15 protein-coding genes and 1 tRNA gene are annotated in these 20,202 nt (G+C 39.7%); 8 read left to right on the top strand and 8 right to left on the bottom strand.

Features of this window, described 5'->3' with window-relative positions; genetic code table 11:
• The first annotated feature begins 78 nt into the window (after positions 1 to 78).
• From EHO58_RS09055 to EHO58_RS09040, 4 genes are all read left to right on the top strand, one after another.
• Positions 79 to 7,179 (top strand): RHS repeat-associated core domain-containing protein, encoded by a 7,101-nt coding sequence (locus EHO58_RS09055; RefSeq protein ID WP_244241117.1) that lies wholly within the window; start codon positions 79 to 81, stop codon positions 7,177 to 7,179.
• Positions 7,154 to 7,816, top strand: a complete 663-nt coding sequence (locus EHO58_RS09050; RefSeq protein WP_135679699.1) for a hypothetical protein — start codon at positions 7,154 to 7,156, stop codon at positions 7,814 to 7,816. The genes EHO58_RS09055 and EHO58_RS09050 overlap by 26 nt, the downstream gene beginning before the upstream one ends.
• Positions 7,817 to 8,071: 255 nt before the next feature.
• On the top strand, positions 8,072 to 8,530 hold the full coding sequence (locus EHO58_RS09045; protein WP_244241116.1) for a hypothetical protein: 459 nt from the start codon (positions 8,072 to 8,074) through the stop codon (positions 8,528 to 8,530).
• Between the two features lie 46 nt (positions 8,531 to 8,576).
• Positions 8,577 to 9,020: a TIGR04452 family lipoprotein gene (locus EHO58_RS09040; protein WP_244241115.1), complete on the top strand. Its 444-nt coding sequence runs from the start codon at positions 8,577 to 8,579 to the stop codon at positions 9,018 to 9,020.
• Between the two features lie 42 nt (positions 9,021 to 9,062).
• Here the strand turns inward: EHO58_RS09040 and EHO58_RS09035 are convergent, their stop codons facing one another.
• The 6 genes from EHO58_RS09035 to EHO58_RS09010 form a co-directional block, all read right to left on the bottom strand.
• Positions 9,063 to 9,704 carry a TetR/AcrR family transcriptional regulator gene (locus EHO58_RS09035; RefSeq protein ID WP_135628681.1) on the bottom strand — a complete coding sequence of 214 codons (642 nt, stop codon included), beginning with the start codon at positions 9,702 to 9,704 and terminating at the stop codon, positions 9,063 to 9,065.
• A 2-nt stretch (positions 9,705 to 9,706) separates the two neighbouring features.
• A complete protein-coding gene (locus EHO58_RS09030; RefSeq protein ID WP_135679696.1) occupies positions 9,707 to 11,158 on the bottom strand; it encodes a phytoene desaturase family protein in 1,452 nt (483 codons plus the stop codon).
• Positions 11,158 to 12,801, bottom strand: a complete 1,644-nt coding sequence (locus EHO58_RS09025; RefSeq protein WP_135679695.1) for a DUF3556 domain-containing protein — start codon at positions 12,799 to 12,801, stop codon at positions 11,158 to 11,160. Before EHO58_RS09025 ends, EHO58_RS09030 begins: the two co-directional genes overlap by 1 nt.
• Positions 12,802 to 12,871: 70 nt before the next feature.
• Positions 12,872 to 14,377 carry an ATP-binding cassette domain-containing protein gene (locus tag EHO58_RS09020; RefSeq protein WP_135679694.1) on the bottom strand — a complete coding sequence of 502 codons (1,506 nt, stop codon included), beginning with the start codon at positions 14,375 to 14,377 and terminating at the stop codon, positions 12,872 to 12,874.
• 180 nt (positions 14,378 to 14,557) lie between these two features.
• Entirely contained in the window at positions 14,558 to 15,481 is a 924-nt protein-coding gene (locus EHO58_RS09015) for a helix-turn-helix domain-containing protein (RefSeq protein ID WP_244241114.1), read from the bottom strand.
• Between the two features lie 7 nt (positions 15,482 to 15,488).
• The gene (locus EHO58_RS09010) at positions 15,489 to 16,394 is read right to left on the bottom strand and encodes an NmrA family NAD(P)-binding protein (RefSeq protein ID WP_135679693.1); all 906 of its coding nucleotides are present in this window, start codon (positions 16,392 to 16,394) and stop codon (positions 15,489 to 15,491) included.
• Between the two features lie 178 nt (positions 16,395 to 16,572).
• On the opposite strand from EHO58_RS09010, the gene vapB reads away from it, so the two are divergent.
• Together vapB and vapC are read left to right on the top strand one after the other, a co-directional pair.
• Positions 16,573 to 16,803: a type II toxin-antitoxin system antitoxin VapB gene (gene vapB, locus EHO58_RS09005; protein WP_135679692.1), complete on the top strand. Its 231-nt coding sequence runs from the start codon at positions 16,573 to 16,575 to the stop codon at positions 16,801 to 16,803.
• Positions 16,800 to 17,201, top strand: coding sequence for a type II toxin-antitoxin system tRNA(fMet)-specific endonuclease VapC (gene vapC / locus EHO58_RS09000; protein ID WP_135679691.1), 402 nt, complete (start codon positions 16,800 to 16,802; stop codon positions 17,199 to 17,201). The genes vapB and vapC overlap by 4 nt, the downstream gene beginning before the upstream one ends.
• 229 nt (positions 17,202 to 17,430) lie before the next feature.
• On the opposite strand, the gene EHO58_RS08995 is transcribed toward vapC, so the two are convergent.
• Positions 17,431 to 17,502: transfer RNA gene (locus tag EHO58_RS08995), tRNA-Arg, on the bottom strand.
• A 141-nt stretch (positions 17,503 to 17,643) separates the two neighbouring features.
• Here EHO58_RS08995 and omp85 point away from each other — a divergent pair.
• Together omp85 and EHO58_RS08985 are read left to right on the top strand one after the other, a co-directional pair.
• Positions 17,644 to 19,086 carry an Omp85 family outer membrane protein gene (gene omp85 / locus EHO58_RS08990; RefSeq protein WP_135679690.1) on the top strand — a complete coding sequence of 481 codons (1,443 nt, stop codon included), beginning with the start codon at positions 17,644 to 17,646 and terminating at the stop codon, positions 19,084 to 19,086.
• 109 nt (positions 19,087 to 19,195) lie between these two features.
• Positions 19,196 to 19,540 (top strand): LIC10421/LIC12816 family protein, encoded by a 345-nt coding sequence (locus EHO58_RS08985; protein ID WP_100722986.1) that lies wholly within the window; start codon positions 19,196 to 19,198, stop codon positions 19,538 to 19,540.
• On the opposite strand, the gene tmk is transcribed toward EHO58_RS08985, so the two are convergent.
• Positions 19,534 to 20,127 (bottom strand): dTMP kinase, encoded by a 594-nt coding sequence (gene tmk, locus EHO58_RS08980; protein ID WP_135679689.1) that lies wholly within the window; start codon positions 20,125 to 20,127, stop codon positions 19,534 to 19,536. The two genes, EHO58_RS08985 and tmk, sit on opposite strands and share 7 nt — an antisense overlap.
• Positions 20,128 to 20,202 lie beyond the last annotated feature (75 nt).

Raw genomic sequence — 20,202 nt, 5'->3', positions numbered from 1 at the left:
TTAGGTGAAGTGCTCACAGCTCGGCTAATTCCCTTTCGGAGTAAAATCCGGAAATTTATAAAAGGATTTGGCAAGCTAATGTTTAGGACTGGAAGATATTATGTAATTCTTATATTGTGTAGTGCGATTCTGCTCTTAGCCTGGAATCCTATTCGCCCGATCTATTCTTTTTTCTCCACATTATTCGGATTAGAGACTGAGATACCTCTTCCATTTCCGGATGTCAGTGTTAATTCTTACGGTAAACCTGGGTTTTCACTTTCTATCCAAGTTCCTCCTGGAACCGGAGATATAATTCCTTCGATCAATATCCAATATTCGGGCTCCGGTTCCGGGATTTTAGGGAAGGGTTGGTCTTTGAGTGGATTTCCTCAGATCTCTAAAAATCCAAATCTGGGAGTTCATTTTGCTTCTTCAGATGGATATACTTCTTCTCAATTTGGCGAGATGATCTCGGATGCGAATGGAAATTATAAATTCAAAATCGAAAGTTTTTCTAAAACAGAGTTCGATGGTTCTGTCTGGAAGGTTCGGGATAAAAACGGAATCATTTACGAATACGGCAAAAATTTTTCCGGAGGTTCGAATTCCAGATTGGATTCGGATGGAGTGCCTATCGCTTTTTATTTGGATAAGGTCAGAGATAGGTTCGGGAATGGTTATGATATCCAATATGATCCTGAAAATTTACAATCTGCGGATGTTTTGCCAAAAGAGATCGTATACGCCAGGGGAAATGCTAGAATACTTTTTATCTATGAGGATCATTCGGAAAGATTCGGAGAGAAAATTTTTGCCCTGACTAAACCTCTTTCTAGAAAGAAAAGATTGGAAAAAATCGAAGTATATGCAAAAGAATCTTCCGGTTCCGAAAATTTAAGCGAGTCTTACGAGTTTGATTACGATACCGTAGACGGTGAAACATTTCTTTCTTCTTTTCATCGTAAAAATTTTAAATCGATCGTATTTTCTTATTCGACTAGGTCTACTCAGGCTCAATATGTACGATCTTCCGGAAAAACATTCCAAAATTCTTATAGAGCTTTCAATCCGAGTGTAAAATCTTTCTGTGACGCTACTGTTGCGGCTTGTGCTTGCACTGCTGATGCTGGTTGTATGCTTGCGAGTCATTTAACTGCTCCTTATCTTTGTAAGATGGGGGTGGAGAGTTTCCAGGATATTTGCACGAATGGTGTGGAAATGTCTTTCGCAGTTCCTGCGGATGTAGATGGGGACGGAAGTCCAGAGATGGTCCGTGTTTTGGGAAATATGGATAACCAAAGATTTTCAGTTTCTAAATTTTCTTCTTGGGATACTGAAAACTTAGATCCTATCTCCTTGAGCGGAGAATCCAAGGGAAATCCGCTTGGAGTTACTACGGAAGGTAAAATTTTCCCTGGGGATTTTAATGGAGACGGTAAGACGGATTTTCTGGTACTAAAATCAAACGGTGCCAAGGGAATCGTATATTACGGCCCTGATCTAAACTCAGTAGAATACCCTGAACTTATTGCGGAAAACCTACAACAAAGTACACCGTTTCATTTTTTAGCGGATGTAAATGGAGATGGAAAGACTGATATTTTGCAGGCGAAAACTTCTACTAAGATCCAAATCTATCTTTCTACCGGTTTAGGTTTCCAAAAATCACAATTATTGAATATTACGGATCCAGGAAATTCTTTCCAAGGATTTGTGGATATGGATAAGAATGGAATCCCCGATTTGCTCAGGATCAACGGGACTTCCTATCCAAGATTGATCTTAACATTCTACGATTTTAAGAACGGAAATTTGGTAGAATTAGAGGAAACTGAAATTTCCAGATCTTCTTTCGGAAATGCTGGAGACCAATTCCTTTCGGATCTGAATGGGGATGGTTATCCGGATTTTGCATTTTTCTCCGGAGCTACAAGCCAGGGTACGATTCACTATTATCCATTCGACGGAAGAAAATTTAGGACGAATGGTGGTGCTGCCTATCAAACCGTGAATGTGAATGGAGCTTTTGCTTCCAAACAAGAACAGAATTCTTCTACTTCCAGCCAGGTTTATGTTGAGATTGATCTTACAGGCGATGGGATTAAAGATAAGGTTATATATAATTATTCAGATCTCGCAAATCCATATTTTACAGTACAAGTTTACGACACTTCCATGTCCGATTATCTTCCCGGTTTTTCTTTGTATTGGAATCAGGATTTTGTCCGGGATTTAAATGGGGACGGTGTCCCGGATATTCTAAGAGCGAATGTAAGTAGCACGGAAGAACCGGATAATGAGGATGAAGATTCTCTTCCACAAACTATAACCGTTCGGAATTTTTCAGTAAACATTACGAATATAACATATTATGAAACTTCTATAGATCTGAAAGATTATCTCCCTTCGGTAAACACGAACGGAAGTTCTTCGGACAATGCATATTTTAACTGGAGAAATAGAAAACAATTCATAGATCTAAACGGAGATGGAAGAGCGGATTTTATCCGATATGATTCTTCTGATTCTAAATTGATCGTTTCTTACTCTAAAACGGATTCGGGTGGAAACCTGTCTTATTCCGAGGATGGAGACGAGTCTTGGGCGACTGGAGGATACCTTCTTCCTTTGGATATAAATGGGGACGGTAAACCTGAACTTTTAGGTTTGAACGGAGATCAAAAACCTCTTCAGTATTCGGTACCTTCCAGTATTCCATTTGTGAATTCGGTTGGTTATCGTCAGTTTCCTTATGAATCTAATCTAGAATTACATCTGTTGAGATTTCGTTCCGAAGTTCCTGCAGGACTTTTGACCAAGATAGAAAACGGTTCTTATGTTTCCGAAGGAAATGTAAGCGTTCAGTTAGAATATTCTCTTTCTAAAAATCATCCTACGGCTAACGGATTAGGTTTATATGATCCGAGCCGTCCAGAAATTCTTCCTTTAGTATTTCCCGATTTTCTAACGACCAAACTTACACAAAAAGCGGGAGCTACGATCTTTGGAGAAAATTCATACAGGTTCTTCTTCTCCAGATTTTATAGAGGTGGGTTCAGAAATTCCGGCTATTTAGGGTTCCAGAAGATGGAGGAGAAAAATACTATCTCCAACTCAATTACGGAAACAAAATATGATTCTCCTTATTTAGAGGCTGTTGGAATTCCTACTACCCAAACAAAATCCAAAAATGGGATCAAAATTTCAGAATTCTATAAAAATTACCAAAAATCTTTCTCTTCGAACGGCGGAATACAGATCTTAGAAACGGATAGTTTGGAGACAGTATATAGAGCAGGACAGTTATTCCAATCTTCTACAGTAACTAAAACTTATGATACTTACGGGAATATTATTAAAAAGGATACGAGTATCAACGGGACTACTGCCGGTGAAAAGGTTTTTTATCTGAATGATTGGACCGAGGGTGTTTTAGGAAAACCTATAGATATCCAAGTTTTGAAGAATGGAGAAATAGTCTCTCATAGAAAAATAGAATATTCTAATTTTCAAATATCATCGGTAAAAGAGGAGATGAGTCCCGGTGTTTGGAAAACAGAGGTAATCCAGGCTTACGACTCATATGGGAATCCGAATATAGTAAAAGAGTCTAACGGAAATTTGATCACTGTAGAATATGATAATATTCTACATAAATATCCCCTTAAGATGACTAACGGTCTGGGGCAGGTCACATTAAAAACCTACGATTTTTCGAATGGTTTGGAATTATCCAATACGGACGAAAACGGGGGAATTTCCAGAACGGAATACGATTCTCAGGGAAGACCATCAAAAAGTTATTTGCCGGGGGAAAACGATTGGTCTGAAAAAATCGAATATGAAAACACCGGGGACCTAGAGAATCAACTTGTCCGAAAAATCTTCCGACGTAGTAATGGTGAGACTTGGCAGGAAGATTTGAGTAATAATATTACCAAAGTTTCTAAAAAAAGAAGCAGTCTGGTAAACGGATATGTTCTGGTGGAGGAGACTCGCCGGAATTTAGAAGGTCAGGTTACCAAGAAAATCGATCCATACTTAGAAGGATCCAATCCTTTCTCCTGGACGGATTATACGTATGACCAGGAAGGAAACCAAACCAAAAGTGAAAGAAATGACGGGAGAGTGATCGAATCCGAGAATATAGGTTTGGTCTCCAAAACCAGGGAGCTTCTTAACGGAAATCTAATTAAAGAAATCGTTGAGGAGAGAAATGAGCTTGGTCAGGTAATTTCTTCTACACAACTCGGAAAGACCACACGTTATACTTATGACTCCGCGGGAAGAATTTCCGAGATCATAGATCCGGAAAGTGGGATCACTTCGATAGAAACCGATTTTGGAGGAAGAAAGACTAAGGTAGTTCATCCGGATTCGGGTAAGATTGAATATGAATACGATCCTAATTCCGGAAAATTAACCAAACAAAAATACCAAAACGGTTCCAGCGTTCAATATTCTTACGATAGTCTAGGTAGGGTTTCCCAAGTTAAAGGAAATTCTCCTGAAACTGGGGCAGTGTATTATTCATACGAATATGATGATCCCGAAAAAGAGAATGGGATCGGAAGATTAACCAAGGTCACTGATCCGCTAGGAACAACTGAGTTTGGATACGATCTAAGAGGAAATCAAAACTTAATCATAAAAAAACTTACCGAAGAAGATCTGAATTTCGTAATCCGTAAAAAGTATAATCTACAAAACCAAATAGAGGAAGTCACTTATCCGGACGGAAGTATTTCAAAAAACTTATATTCCGAGGCAGGATTTCTTTCCGGGATTACATTGACTCCTGGAGATGGAAGCGGTTCCGAATTTCCAATCGTTCAATACCAAGGCCCTATCTTAGAAGATGGAGAGCTTAAGATCCAAAGAAAATTGGGGAACGGTGTCAGAACGGATATATATTATGATTTAATAAAACGGAGGCCAAGTAGATTTGTTTCCGTTAAAGATACCGAAATTTACCAAAGTGTAGAGTATAATTACGATCAGTTCGGAAATTATCTTTCTATTTTAGATAAAAAGAATCCGGCCAGGACACAAAACTTCCAATATGATTCGGTCAATAGATTAATTGCGGCTTCAGGAGTTTACGGAACAGAAGAATATACATATTCAGATTCCGGGAAATTACTCCAAAAAGGGAACTTATCCTATTCTTACGAAAATCCTTCTCATAAGAATGCGGTCACTAAGGTAATAGGACAAAACCATTCTTATCAATATTCTTATGACGGTTCCGGAAATATTATCTCCCGAAATGGAGAGAATTTCCGTTATGACCCTTTTCAAAAATTAAGAGAGATCCAAACGGAAGATCAGGATCATATCCGATTTGATTATGATTTTTCGGGAACCAGAATAAGAAAAACAAAATCGAGTGATTCCAGTAAGACAATCAGCTTAGGCGGATTGTACGAGGTTTCGATCTCTCCGGGAAAATCTCCTCAACATACATTGTATTTCCGAGGAAATTCAGGAGATCTAGTAGCGCAATGGACCAGAACGGATGCAGTACTTGTAAATTACCAAGGCGCTAGTATTTCTTCAGGAAGTTCACGGATAGGGTCTGCGTGGAAAACTTTAGCCTGGGCAGCAAAAGATAATTCGATCCGAGGAATTAAATATCTATTTTTAGTTCCAGGAACTAATTTAGGATTTTTGTATATAACGATCCTATTAGGTTTAGGATTCGGACTTCTATCCTTTAGAGAAGGGCTTTGGAGATCCGTCTTAAAATTTACTTCTCCGATACTGATCGTTTCTTTTTCCAACTGTTCTGTTTTGATGCCTGGCGGTAATGGAAATCCACCTTGGTTACTTCCTCCACAATTCGATTCTAATACTCCGAATGTAAATACTCCTTATGAACCTGGAGGACCAGGTTCCGGAGCAGGGCTTCCTGTCGGTGGATTCTTATTTCTTCATCCGGATCATTTAGGTTCCATCACAATGGCCACAGATGGAAATGGAAATAGGATCGCAGGAGGGGACCAGGGAGGAGCATCACATATTTCTTATAAACCATACGGTGAGATCCAAAGAAACGATTCCTCCGGACCGGATGTGTTCCGTTATAAATACAACGGACAAGAAGAAGATAAAGAAACAGGTCTATATTACTTCAAGGCAAGATATTACGATCCTTTGATCGGCAGATTTTTACAGGCAGACTCGGTCATGGACACAACAAGGCCGATGGGAATGGATCTGTACATGTATACCGAAGGAAATCCGATCAAATACACAGATCCAAGCGGGAACAGTATTCTGAGCAGTTTTTTTGACCGAAACGGGCTCGGGTTTTTAAACTTTAGCATTTCATTAAGTAGCTTCTTTCAAAATGCGTTTTATGTAAGCTCCCAACGATGGAGTGATGCAGGACTCGGAATTGCAATGGCAATCAATCCGATGGCCGTGATAGGGACTGCCTTAGGGATAGGTGCAGTTGCCTCTATTGCAGCAGTTGCTGTTGTTGCAACCGGGCTCGGACTTGCATTGGGAGCAGGGGTTATTGCTTTAGGAGCTGCTACCTTAGTGGCAGCAACTGCAATTACTGTGGGTGCTGCACTTGCAGTTGTGGCAGCAGTTACCGGCATTTTAGCTGCTTCTTTGGCCGCAGCATTGGCTGCATCGGCAATTGGAGCAGCCGCTTATGTGGCCATGGCCGCATTATCAGTCGTATCCGCTTTGGTGACCACTGCTCTCGCGCTTGCAGTGGCAACTGCTCTGCTTGTGAGCGCGCTCGTGCCTATCTTGGTCTATACTGGGTTAGGGGTAGGAGTTCTTGCGGTAGGTTCCGTATTGTCTCCATATACTTTGCAAGCTTATGTAGTAGGCGGATATTCTAAATCAAGTTTCAATAATATACATTGGGATGAGAAGAATGCGAGAATTGCAGGTTGTTATGCGGCTGTAGGTCAAGCCGTTGCTATGGTAGGAGGATTCGCCCTTATACAGATGCCTTGGTTGGCTCAAGGATTGACTGGGGTAGCACCAGTGGGGTCAACTCAAGTAGGTATTGTGGCTGGATTAGAATATCTAAGTTATGTGGGCTTGGCTTACGATTTAATCAGTAAGGATTGGGGTAGTGCCGCGGCAGGTACAATCGGTTTGATGTATCCGGGCGTGGGTCTTGCTTATACATTGGGGGATAAATCTTATGATGCCTGTGGTGGTAGTCTTTAAAATGAGATTTAAACTGTATAAAATATTAATATTATTTCTTTTCCTTGAGAATTGTATAGGGATGCGTTACGGGTTCGAAACATATTATTGGCACAGGACAATTGATAATTTTCAAAATACTTATATTAAGTTTAACTTCATTTCACAAAAAGAAAATGAAACAAATATTGGTGGTAGTGAAAATCAATTTCTATATCATTTATTTGTTTTTTTTGGAGATACAAATCCACTCTTGGGCTCGCCATCTAGTATAAATCCGAAGGGAGATTATTGGAAGATTTATTATTCGAAATTTGAAAATTTGCCATATCGACTAAAATCTGATATCCGCTTTGTTTTTATGGAAGGGTGTGAATATAAAATGCCAACAAATGTTGGCAAAAATTTATACCGATTTTCGTTCGGTAGTGAAAGAACACAATTCTCCGGAAAGTTACAGGCCGAAATAGATCTTCCTCCAAATCATTCTATTCGTTTAAGTTTTAAAGAAAAAGGAATTCCTTATCCGGATCCTCAGACCTTTGCAGAACGTCTTGAGAATTCGAGGAGTGCCAATAATAGATACGAAATTATCCCAACAATAGAGCCCACTCCAAATTTAGACCCGATTAAACCCTGTGAGATTAAGAAAGACTGATCTAAAATCGGCGGACTCTGTATGGGATGCATGTATAGGAATTTTTTGAATCGATTTCTCACAATTTTGAGTTTTTGCATTCTTTCAGGGTGCATTAATTTAGTTGGTCTAAGTGAATATAGAGGGGGATGGACTCCACAGGAATTTCATCAGAATTATCTAAAATTTGAAATTAAAAATTTCAAAGACCGTAAAAATTACGAACCGAACCGTTTTTTTTCGAAGATAAATCAATATTATTTTGTTCTAAAATGGATGGATCCGAATGTTTATTTTCCTTATACTGAAAAAGATCCCATTCTCCGTTCAATAAATCCTTCGGAAGACTGTTATATTCACAAAAAGGATCTTCTAACCCGTTATAAGATAAATCAATTCTTACATGGAGATCGTAGGGATTACTTCGCTTATGATTGTGAATACTGGATGCCTCTTTTACCGGGTAAAAACCAATATAAAGTTCTTATAAATGATATAGCTGACCAAAGGAGAGAGGGTGCTGAGCCTGAATTCGATCTTCCGCAAGGTCATTCAGTCCGAATGAAAATACTTCCAGCAATACGAACTTTAGGTTCCGACCCGATACGAATGCCGATTGGAGAACCTCCTAAAGATCCTGAACTGATTCGGAAAGGTTTTGAAATCCAATTTACGATAGAAAAGAACCGCCCCGATGAACGAGAGCCGGTTTGTGATCTTGGGATCGAATCTTGATTTTATGAAAGCAATAAATTTAAATTAATAAAGGTAAATGAAAACAATGAAACGAATCTATATTACGATGCTGATTACAGTTCTTATGGCGAATTGTATCGCAGTGGATACATTAGGATTAACTGATACTTATAAAGGAGATGTTGCAAAAGATAAATTATTAGCTGCAGCGAAAATAGGGGACTATATGACTGCAACTGCATACTTTACTGACCAAGGTTATACGGGATCCCAATTGGATTCTTATGTACTCGCACAGGTTATGTTGGCCTCCTTTATAGATGAGACAGTTTTTAATCTGGATGAATCAAAATATTATAAAAAGCACGACGTGGACACTTGCGCTTTAGTGATCAAATTTTTAGGAGTCGCAGCGGATTTAGATTCTTTTACGAGCTACTTGAGCAATAAAACCTGCAATTTGGTTCCGAACGACCTTTTCTTGGACAGACATATGGGTACAAGTACGAATAGCCCTCATAAAACCTGAAAGAGAAGTCTGACCCGGCTTAAATAAGTTGGATAGAAAGTCCTATCCCCCCAATAACTCTCGATCTTCCTGGATCACCGTGGAAACATTGGTGATCCCACCTTGGAAAAGAAGTCCTAAATAATCGGATAATTTTCTAAGATTATAACCGTCTTCTCTTGCAAGTAGAACCATAGCTTCGAAACCTGCGGCTACCATCATTACCGAGGTAATCCGGATAGGATGAGCGGGAAAACCGCCTTTCGACACCATTCTTTCTAAGTCGCTATCCAATTCTTCCAGGATATACGTCATGGAACCGCCTTGGAAAAGATAACCTCGGATAATATCTCTGTTCCTGGTTAATAGATCCAAATGAATTCTATCCTGCATCATCACATGAAAGACCGCAAAATAAGCGTCGCTTAAAAAAGCCAAAGGGGTTTCCGCCTTTGCTCTGGCCTCTCGGATCCCTCTTCGGATACCTTCAGCTAATTCATCCGCAATATCCTGCATTACGGATTCTTTATCTTTATAATAATTATAGAATGTGCCTTGGGCAAGGCCGCTTTCTCGGATAATTTCTCTGGTGGAACATGCCTCGAATCCGATCGTAGCAAAAACCCTGCGGGCTGCGTTTAAGATCGCGTTCCTATTCTTTGTTTTATTGTCCTGTCTTCTGGACCCTGAAGTTTCTAGTTTCATTTTTAATAACGAATCGATTTTAGTTTATGAATTTTTTTTAATACTGTTTTGGCTGCGTAGTATCCACACATTCCGTGCACTCCTCCTCCGGGAGGTGTGGATGCGGAACAAATATAAATATGAGGATTTGGAGTGGTATATGGATTCATTCTTGCAATCGGCCTAAAGAATGCCTGAGGAAGGTCTGCCGCTCCACCCGTGATCGCTCCACCTACATAATTTAAATTATAAGAATAAAAGTCCTTCGTGTTCATGGAATGTCTGGCCAATATTCTGTCCTTGAAGCCTGGTGCGAATCTTTCGATCTGATTTTCTAAAATTTCAGTCATGTCCTTTGTGGAACCTGAAGGAACATGACAATACGCATATCCTGTATGTTTTCCTTTAGGAGCCCTGGTCGGATCGAATTGGCTTTGTTGGACTACCAACATATAAGGACGATCCGGATGTTTTCCGGACCAGACTTCCGATTCTGCTTTCGCAATTTCGGAAAGTTTTCCGCCTACGTGGACTGTGGACGCTTTTAAACAATTCGGATCTTTCCATGGGATGGGTCCATCTAATGCCCAGTCCATCTTGAATACTCCCGGCCCATACTTATAAGATGAGATCCTGCTAATATAAGAAGAAGATAATGTATTTCCTGCAACTGATCCTAATTGGTCCGGACTCGTATCAAATAGGATTGCTTTTGTTTTGGGAAGTTGTGTTAGGCTCGAAACTTTATAGTTCGTTTGGATTTTTACTCCGAGTCCTTTTAAATAAGACTCAAGAGATTTTGCGATCATTGCAGATCCGCCTTCTACTACCGGCCAAGAACGAACATGTCCAGTTAAAGAGAACAAAAGTCCAAGAGCTCCGCTTAAAAATTTCTCTAATGGAAAGATCGCATGTCCTGCACAGCCGGCGAATAATGCCTTTGCTCTTTCTTCTTTAAACCAAAAGTTTGCGAGTGATTTTGCGGGTTGTAATCCTAATAATCCGAACCTTGCTAATAAAAATGGATGTTTAGGAATTCCAAGAGGAGCTAATGCATCAGACAATAACCCTTCAGGATTTTTTAAAAATGGAGAGATCAGTTTTATATAGGACTTCTTATCTACACCTAAATTTTCTGCGGTTTCTTCCAAGGAAAGTTTGAGTAATACTGCAGATTCTCCATCCAAAGGGTGGGCTACGGAAGCTTCCGGTTCTATCCATTTCAGCCCATGTTTTCCCAATGGAAGTGTTTTTAAATAGGGAGATAAAATTCCCATAGGATGTGCGGCGGAACAAACATCATGATGAAAACCTGGTAAGGTTAACTCCTTTGTTCGTAAACCGCCGCCTATCGTATCCGAAGCTTCCAGTATTAAAACTGAAAGTCCGGAACCTGCCAGAACGGAGGCGGCTGCCAATCCGTTCGGGCCGGATCCTATGATACAAATATCATATTCTTCGGAGCTGAAATCCATTATTTAGTCGGCCAAGGTTGGAGTTCCTTCAAATCGGCAACTTCTATCTTTCCGTCTTCTATTAATCCTTTTTCAGCGTCATGGATCCTATAGTTAATAGTAGATTTTCCTAATGGTTGACCTTCTATAAAGATACAACGTAACTCTTCATCCTTGAATCCACATTGTGCTTGTACGGATCTTAGTAGTTGCTCGCTATGTAAGTGACCTTCTCCGAAGTTCCAGCCTACTACCATTCCTGCTACCAGTTCACCTTCTACCCATTCGTACTTTTCAAAGTTTTTAACCGCTTTCGGCACTATTTTTTGGAATGCTTTTCCATGTAAGTGCATAAGCCTGAAGGCCATTACCTTACTCACTAAACCTACGGATACTTTTCTTTTATAGAACATATCCAATTGGTCGTACAACCATCCGGAAGTTTTGGTAAGCTTCTCTAATTTTTTATAACTATCTTCTTTGAACATCCACACGCTTACCGCCCAGTTCCCTGCATAATATCTCATTGCGAGTAAGAAGGAAACCCAATCCGGTCTGATGTTTCCGATGATCGGAAGAGCTAAGGAGAATACGAATAAGAATGCTGCAACAGGTGCAGAATCTAATTGGAAAGGAGTGATGTTAGGGTTTGCTCCAAATAAGAAGAAGCCCGAGTAAACTACTAAGAAGTTCCATTCTATCGGAACTCCCATCGGGAAGTTACTTGTGATATAACTATGTAGGAATACCATCATTCCGAGTCCTAAGTATAGAACCGTTTGAGAACCGGTCATGATCGCGGTAAATAGAACGATTGGAGTTCCCATTTCCAAAACGATCCCCATATTCGCTTTCGCTACTGCAGTAGAAGAAGGACGAAGATCTTCCGGGTAATTTTTATACATCGCCTTTCTGAACCAAGCAAATGGAGTGAATGGGCTATTACTTGCCATCACACAAACTACACTTGGGAAGTGAGAGTTGAGTTTAGAAAATCCTGCGAATAACCAGATAGAAAGTTGAACGATCATTGCACCTGCAATCCAATTCTGTGCGAATGCAAATACGACTATCGTTACCCAATAATGTTCCGCTCTTGCTGCCAGAAAAACAGTTTTATCTAATATTCCGGCAATGACCAAGCTAATGATGATCGGTAAAAATTGTTCGAAGCCCGGAGCAGGATGGATCAAACATAGAACGGAATAAACTAAAACCGACGCGTAAGCTACGATTTCCAAAATTCCTCTGGTTCTTCCTCCGATAATAGGAGCTCCTTCGAATAAAGGCATTTTAGTTGTCTTAGGTCTTAGAAAATATAAGAACCCGCCGACAGGAGGGAAATATCTTCCGGTTAAAGGACCGCTTCCGCACCCAAGCCCTAATACTTCGAATAGCAAACTCCAAACGATCGCTTTTTGGAAAGCAACAGGAACAAACCACCAAGAGATGGTTCCCCAGGTTCCGAGTCCTGGACTAAAAGAACAAAAATAGATCCAACCTGCGATGTATAATGCTATCTTTAGAACGTAAACGATATATGCTCCAAGAGGGGAGCCGTAACCTTGGACTGCCCAGGCTTGGCAGGACAAACGAGCCCTGTCCGCGAACGACATTTTCGCCCAGGCCAAGGCATCATAGGGGGGAGCTTTAGGAAGGAACATCTTTCTCTCCGTATTCTATATTTAGAGGAAGTGATATACCTAGGTCTTGAGAAATGTCAAGAAAAAATGACTAATTGGTCACATTTAGAATGTGTTTTATAGCCAATTCTTCCCGGATTCCGCAGTTTTCTAAAAACATCTCATCGTGAGAAACGATGATAACCGCAGCCTTAAACTCACTGATCAGCCCTTCCAGAAATTCTATATTTCCTAAATCCAAGTTATTTGTGGGTTCATCTAAAAGTAGAAGTTCCGCTTTTTCCGTACTTAGCAGCCCTCTTGCCAATGCCGCCCTCAAACGTTCTCCTCCACTTAAGCTATATACTTTCTGAAAAACTGTGTCCTTGAAAAATAGGAATTTTGCGAGTCCATTCCTAATTTCGCTTTCTTCTAAGGTGGAAACATCTCTCACATTCTCAAAGATCGATTTGGAATCATCCAATTGATTACATCTTTGGTCTATGTAGAGAGTATTCAATTTTCCTAAAGTAATAGAACCAGTTGTTTCGAAGTTGGAGCCGAGTAGCGCTTGTAATAAGGTGGATTTTCCGGAACCGTTAGCACCTTTGATCGCGATCCGTATATTTCCTTTCCAAGAGAAGTTTAAATTATTCTCATAGATCCAGTCTTGTAATCGGATATTAAAGTTTTTTGTTTCTGCGACTAATTTTTGAGAAGGTATTTCTTTTCCGGAAAGATCCGCGTACATGATCGGATCTATTTTTATTCGATCCATGGCATCATAAACTTCCCTGATCTTCTCATTCGCTTTTTCTAGACCGGAGGAATTTATTTTTCCTGAAGTTGTTTGTGCGTTTCTTTTACGAGCGCCTAATAATATTTTAGGAGTTCCACCTTTCGCGGCGGACTTTTCACCTTTTCGATTTCTTTTTTCTTGTTTATCTATCTGCTCTATTCTTTCCGCTCGAGCTATATCTCTTTCTCTTCTCGCTTTTTCCAAGGCAGCTAAAGAATTTTTTCTTTCCCTTTCTTTTGTTTCCTCGTAGGAATTCCATCCTCCTCCATATTTGTTTAAACCTTGATTAGATAATTCTAAAATGGTATCACAGAGTTTCAGGCATTCTCTGTCATGAGATATGAGCAAAAATCCGTATTCATATTCTTTTAGGAACCGGATCAAAACTTTTTTGGCATCTTGGTCCAGATCGTTTGTGGGCTCATCCAAAATTAGAAATTGATCCTCCAGTCTTTCTGCAAGACGGACTCTCATCCATTGTCCTCCGCTCAATTGATCACAAAAAAGGTTGCGATCAATCCCTGTTAAAAGTTTTTCTCCGTGAAGTGACCAGGAATAATTTTGTAAAAATTCTTCCACAGTGATCCGTTCCGGTTTTTCTCTTTGAGGTAAATAAGAGATCGTAGAATTTCTGGAAATTTTACCTTTGCTCGTTTCGATCTCTCCCGAGATCAATTTGGCAAGATAAGATTTTCCGATACCGTTTGGACCCACAAGAGCAGTACGTTCTTGTCCAAGAGAAAAATTAAAATTTTGAAATAGAATACGTCCGTCCGAAAATTCGAAAGAGACGTCATTTGCGACGATACTTGATTGCATAACAAACCCTTTGCGCTGTCTGAGCGCAGATTATAAAAAATCGATTGGGGTGGGTTTGTTTAAGATGCCATAAGACTCCGGTTGCCCAGAGGATTATTAGACTAAATGAAATGCCTTAAAATTGCAAGGAATTCTATACCTAGGGTTCTTAATATATGATTTCTTGATCGTTGGACAATATTAATTGAACGAACGACGAAATTCCACAGGAGTAAGTTTTGTCTTACTTTTGAATAGTTTACTAAAAGATTGAGAATGTTCGAAACCGAGTTCATAAGCGATCGCGGTTATCGGTAAATCGGTAGTGGACAATCTTTCTTTTGCCTGTTCGATCAACTTATTATGAATATGTTGTTGAGTGCTCTGACCGGTTAATACGTTCAGTAGACCACTTAGATATTTCGGAGAAACATTCAATAGCTCCGCTACATATTGCACCGAAGGCAGACCTTTTTCTCTCAGGTCTCCTTCTCGGAAATATTCGACTAAAATTTCTTCCAAACGATCCAAGATTTTATGATTCGTGATCTTTCTTGTGATAAATTGACGATGATAGAATCTCTCCGCATAATTGAGTAGAGTAGTGATATGGGAAATAATGATATCCTGGCTAAATTTATCTATATTGGAATGGTATTCCTGGCGAATATTACCCACGATATCATTTAATACGACTTCTTCTTTTTCGGAAAGGAATAAGGCCTCGTTCACTGAGTAATCAAAATATTCGTATTTCCGAATATTCTTTGCCAATGTGGAATTCCAGATAAAGTCCGGATGGACCAACAAGATCCATCCGGAATGTTCGGGTTTTCTATCATTACCGATCTCGATCCTAAAAACTTGACCGGGAGCCATAAAGAACAAGATACCATCGTCAAAATCATATTCCTGCTGCCCATATTTCATTTTTACGGCAGAGTTCCTTTTTAAAGAAATGGAATAAAAATCGAGAGTCCAACTCGTAAGATTAAAATCCGAAGAATGTATAATAGATCCATAATCCACTACACTGATCAAAGGATGTTCCGGTTTTGGTAAACCTCTCAACTGATGAAACTCGCTGATGGTCTTAATTCTATATGGTTTTTGAATTTCTTTCACGGTAAGCCTAGTTTATTCTTTCATAAGCCGAAGCAAAATCTTTAGCAAAGTCCTTTAATTTGGTCTTTTCCAATTTAGGTCGGTTCCGGAAATAGTCTTCATATAATACTCCGCCTCTTCTGGACGCGTTCATTTCCATAAAACCTTTTGCAGTTTTTGGATTCATTCCGGCTGCGATCATACCGTTCAATGCTTCTTCATCGGAGATAACTACCCATTTTAGATCAGGCTTTCCGATCTCTTCTCCCAAAATTTTTGCGATTTCATTCGGTGAAACCTCGTCACTTGCGATATAACGGATACTTCTTCCTTCAAAAGGTTTTTCAATCTCTTCTGCAATTACCTTCGCAATATCCGAAGTGGAAACCCAAGGTTCTATTTCGTCTCCTCCATAATTGGAGATGATAGTCCCTCTTGTCTTTATCGTTTGTATAAACGCGAACATATTATAATAAAATCCCACCGGACGCATAAACTTAATCGAAACGTCGTTTGGCAATTTTTTTAGAATATTTTCCGCGTCATGATGAAAGGCAAGTATCCCACTATCCGAATTGGTATGCGCTCCTATACTACTCAAATGGATCACTTTCTTAATTCCGGATTGTTCGATGGCTATTTTATAACTATTTGCAATCCGACGAATTGTTTCCATTATATCCAGGTTATGATCAAAAAAGCTCTCGTAGCCGATCGCTTCCATAACATAGACTATATCCGCACCTTGAAAAGTTTGCGATAAAAATTCGCTATCTTCCATTTTACCGATAGAAGCAATCGCGCCTATCGTTTCTATTTCCTTCCTTCGTTCCGGCTTACTACTGATAACGGTAACTGAATGACCCTTGGCGATCAAATCTTCCGCAAGCGGTTTACTGATATGTCCGAGTGAACCTGTAATAATAATCTTCATAGGTATTCTCCTTGATTAGAGATGCTTGTATAAGCGGTATTTCCTATTCAGATTCATTAAGGATATGAGAAGTTCTTTTTCCGGAGATTATTCGTGTAGCCGAACTTCAGACGAATGTAGCCGTTTTGCGTATTACAAAGGTCTTGACATTGCAAAAAATATATATTTTAATATATATATGAATCGAGCCAAAATATTCAAAAATGGAGACAGCCAGGCAGTCCGCCTTCCTAAAGAATATAGATTTAAAGGTAAAGAAGTCTATATCCATAAGGAAGGGGAGATCGTAGTATTAACTCCTATAGAGGATGCTGTAGATAGACTTTGGAATACTCTAAATGAATTTTCCAATGATTTAAAAATAGAAAGGGATCAGCCTAAGGATTATGATAGGCGTGATCCTATATGAATAAGTATCTTTTAGATACAAACATTTGCATTTATATCATAAATCAAAGACCTGATTCGGTTTATAAAAAATTTAAGAAGGTAGCTTTAGAGAATATCTATATCTCTTCTATTACAGAATTTGAATTATACTTTGGCGTTGAAAAAAGCCTTCATAAAGAAAAGAATAGAAGAGCATTGGCCGATTTTATTGGATATTTGAATATACTACCATTTGATAGCAATTCGTCAGCAATCGCCGCTAAATTACGTTTCAGTTTAGAAAAGTCGGGGAAGCCGATAGGTCCTTTTGATCTCTTAATAGCCTCTCAGGCTATTTCGAATGATCATATCCTTGTGACTAATAATGAAAAAGAATTCAAAAGGATTAAGGAATTAAAGCTGGTTAATTGGATATAAAGTGAGCTGTGTAACTACCGGGACTAGCCGTTACGCAATTTGTAATGCATTGCTATTAAGGACTCGCCCCGACGCAGTTGTCCATCCTGGCCAACTAAGCTCTGGGGCGTCTCAAGCTGGGCTCAACACATCCTGTGTTTCGCTCGCGATCTTTTCACGCTCCCTATGGGTCGCTAAGATCGCTTTCCAGCTTTCGCTTCGAGTCCCTTGATTTGTAAGTTTGGGATTTTGTACCTACCGGGACTCGAACCCGGACCCCAGGCTCCGGAGGCCTGTACTCTATCCGTTGAGCTATAGGTACTTATGTAGGTGAGTTTTTGAGAATTGCCCGTGCAGTCAATCTGATTCCTGGAAGTCGGTTTTTACCCAAATGCCTGGAAAGTTTTAGAGGTTTTTAGCTTACATTTTACTGCTCTTATTCAACTTGCCCATAGGCGGTTGCATGTTTTCTCTTCGGCATTTTTTTCTAGCCTGTATCTTGATCCCTGTTTCGATTTTTTCGGAAGGGGAGAAGGTTGCAATCGACCTAAACGAATCCAAACGTCTCTCTAAACAAGAGCTGGAGGAAAAAAGAAGCGGTTGGTATGCGACCGGCCTTCCTGTTTTTTCAGAAGATCCTGTAAGAGGACAAGGTTACGGTGCCAGAGGATTTTTATACCAGAATGGAAATCGTTCCGATCCTTATTTTGAATTCCAACCTTACAAATATAGATTCGGTGCTCAAGCATACAAGACTACGAAAGGTGCGGACTACTATGAGTTTACTTTTGATAGTCCGTTTCTTTTCGACACCGCCTATAGATTAAAGACAAGTGTTTCTTATAGCACAAATAAGAACTCTCAGTATTTCGGGATCGGAACCGATACGTTACGCGAAATTCAGTATAGAGATAGGAATCAGCCTACAGGCCAATTGAAAAATGGCGGAAGTTTTTCCGATCTTGAAGATGCTCTTTCCTATCGCAGACCTTCTTCTCCCGGATCCGTATATCCGTATGAAAGTAATGTTTTATATAATACATACGAATTTCGTTCTTCTACCGCTACATTCTCGGTCGATAAAACTTTCTGGGGAGCTTTCCGCTGGATCATTGCTCCTGAGTTTTCCCAAAACGTGATCCGAACTTATGATTATCCGAATGGAAGGATTGCTACCAATGGAGATTATTATTCTGTAGCGAGGGATCCTTCCACTGGTTGGGGTTCTTCTTATCCGAACGGAATATCTAAACTTACCAAAGATTACCAAGCAGGTCTTATTAATGGTTATCACGGTGGAAATGTAAATTATATCCATATAGGACTTGCTTACGATACTAGAGATTTCGAACCGGATCCTGATTCCGGTGTTTTATTAGAGATGAATTATTCTTCTTCTTCCAAACGTGCCGGTTCGGATTTCGAGTTTGAGAAGTTTTTTACCCAAGGTAAATTTTTCTATATGCCTTTCCCGAAACTTTTCGAAGAGCTTGTGGTGGCAGGAAGAGCGGGACTTCATTATTCAAAAGGTGAGGTTCCTTTTTCAGAATATCGTTATATGTGGTCCATTGATGGGCCGATCAACGGATTGGGTGGTCTTCAAACTCTAAGAGGTTATAGACAGGAAAGATTTATCGCTCCTATGATCGGTTTCGGAAATTTAGAGATACGTTGGAGATTCGGAGCATTCAAATTTTGGGATCAGTTGGTTACTTTGAGTCTTGTTCCATTTTATGATTTTGGTAGAGTATGGAACGGATATCATGATATAAGCACACAAGGTTATAAATTTTCTTACGGCACGGGCCTTCGAATTATTTGGAACCAGGCCACGGTTATCTTGATAGATTATGCTAAGTCCAGAGAAGATTCTCAATTATTCATCGATATAGGCCAGATTTTCTAAGAATCTCGGCGTATAGAAATTTGCTGTTCAGGATTTGTATCTTATAAACACTTGAGTTCGGCCGGACCAAAAATACAAATCGGCCTTAGAACTATCAAAGAGAGTCAAGATGAAGATCCAATCACTTGTCGGACTAATTTCAATTCTGTCCCTATTTCCATTTGCACTTTCTTCCTTCTCCGCAGAAGAAGAAACAAAACTGATCGAAAAGGCATTGGTGGAAAGTTTATCCACCGCAGAGCAAAAAGAAGCGTTCCAAAAATACCTGGTCAATCTTTCCAAAAAGAAAAGAAATGAAGCAACCCATTTGAGAGAACTTGCTTCCACAGAACCAAAACATCATTCTTCTCAAGCTCGTAAAAAGAAGTTAGTAGAACTTGCAGCTCAACTGGACAAGGAAGCTTCTATCCATGAAGAGACCTTAAAAACTCTGCAACAATCCTTGGTTCAATAAGAGATTTTTTCGGTTACTAGTTTTAATAATTCTTCCGTGGGGAGTTTTGCATCTAAACGGATGGTATTCTCCGGAAGAATTTCTTCGTAAGCCTTTTTGATCTTAGTCAAAGCGCTGATCGTTTCAAATCTATCTTTAGTAGTGTCTCTTCCCTTCAATCTCGCTAAAGCTTCTTCCGGTTGTATTTCCAGATAAAAAACTTTTTCGGGTTCAGGAAATCCTCTGTCTAAATTCTTTTTCAGGATCTCTTTTGCTGAGAAAAATTCCCCAGATTGATAAGCCGCAGTGGAATACATATATCGATCGAGTAGCACGATCTTTTTTTGGGAGAGTGAAGGTAGGATATTTCGGCTGAGCGAAACTTCTCTGTCTTCTAAAAATGCTTTGATTTGGTTTTCTGGAGAAAGTTCAATTTCTCCGCTTAAAAATTTTCTAAGATAAAGCCCGGATTCGTACCGAGTTGGTTCCGCAAAACAAATTGCTGGAACATGTTTGGAGGTAAGAAGGTCTAAGACTCGGACAGATAGGGTACTTTTGCCACTTCCGTCTAAACCTTCAAAAACGTAAAATCCTGGTATTTGTGCCATGCGTTTGGATTCGAAAGCCACTTGACATGAGTGGTTTTGCTTCGAATGCTGAAAGCTCATCTACCGGAATCCCAT

The organism is Leptospira selangorensis (assembly GCF_004769405.1).
Classification (GTDB): domain Bacteria; phylum Spirochaetota; class Leptospiria; order Leptospirales; family Leptospiraceae; genus Leptospira_B; species Leptospira_B selangorensis.
Note: the sequence above shows the minus strand (reverse complement) of the source record. Positions and strands in the feature narration are given on the sequence as shown.

Coding starts and splice junctions, on each gene's coding strand:
- EHO58_RS09030 (WP_135679696.1), bottom strand. CDS start 11,158: ATGGATTTCAGCTCCGAAGAATATGATATTTGTATCATAGGATCCGGC.
- EHO58_RS09035 (WP_135628681.1), bottom strand. CDS start 9,704: ATGAAACTAGAAACTTCAGGGTCCAGAAGACAGGACAATAAAACAAAG.
- EHO58_RS08985 (WP_100722986.1), top strand. CDS start 19,196: ATGAAGATCCAATCACTTGTCGGACTAATTTCAATTCTGTCCCTATTT.
- EHO58_RS09020 (WP_135679694.1), bottom strand. CDS start 14,377: ATGCAATCAAGTATCGTCGCAAATGACGTCTCTTTCGAATTTTCGGAC.
- EHO58_RS09040 (WP_244241115.1), top strand. CDS start 8,577: ATGAAACGAATCTATATTACGATGCTGATTACAGTTCTTATGGCGAAT.
- EHO58_RS09010 (WP_135679693.1), bottom strand. CDS start 16,394: ATGAAGATTATTATTACAGGTTCACTCGGACATATCAGTAAACCGCTT.
- vapB (WP_135679692.1), top strand. CDS start 16,573: ATGAATCGAGCCAAAATATTCAAAAATGGAGACAGCCAGGCAGTCCGC.
- EHO58_RS09045 (WP_244241116.1), top strand. CDS start 8,072: ATGGATCCGAATGTTTATTTTCCTTATACTGAAAAAGATCCCATTCTC.
- EHO58_RS09050 (WP_135679699.1), top strand. CDS start 7,154: ATGATGCCTGTGGTGGTAGTCTTTAAAATGAGATTTAAACTGTATAAA.
- omp85 (WP_135679690.1), top strand. CDS start 17,644: ATGTTTTCTCTTCGGCATTTTTTTCTAGCCTGTATCTTGATCCCTGTT.
- EHO58_RS09055 (WP_244241117.1), top strand. CDS start 79: ATGTTTAGGACTGGAAGATATTATGTAATTCTTATATTGTGTAGTGCG.
- EHO58_RS09025 (WP_135679695.1), bottom strand. CDS start 12,801: ATGTTCCTTCCTAAAGCTCCCCCCTATGATGCCTTGGCCTGGGCGAAA.
- vapC (WP_135679691.1), top strand. CDS start 16,800: ATGAATAAGTATCTTTTAGATACAAACATTTGCATTTATATCATAAAT.
- tmk (WP_135679689.1), bottom strand. CDS start 20,127: ATGGCACAAATACCAGGATTTTACGTTTTTGAAGGTTTAGACGGAAGT.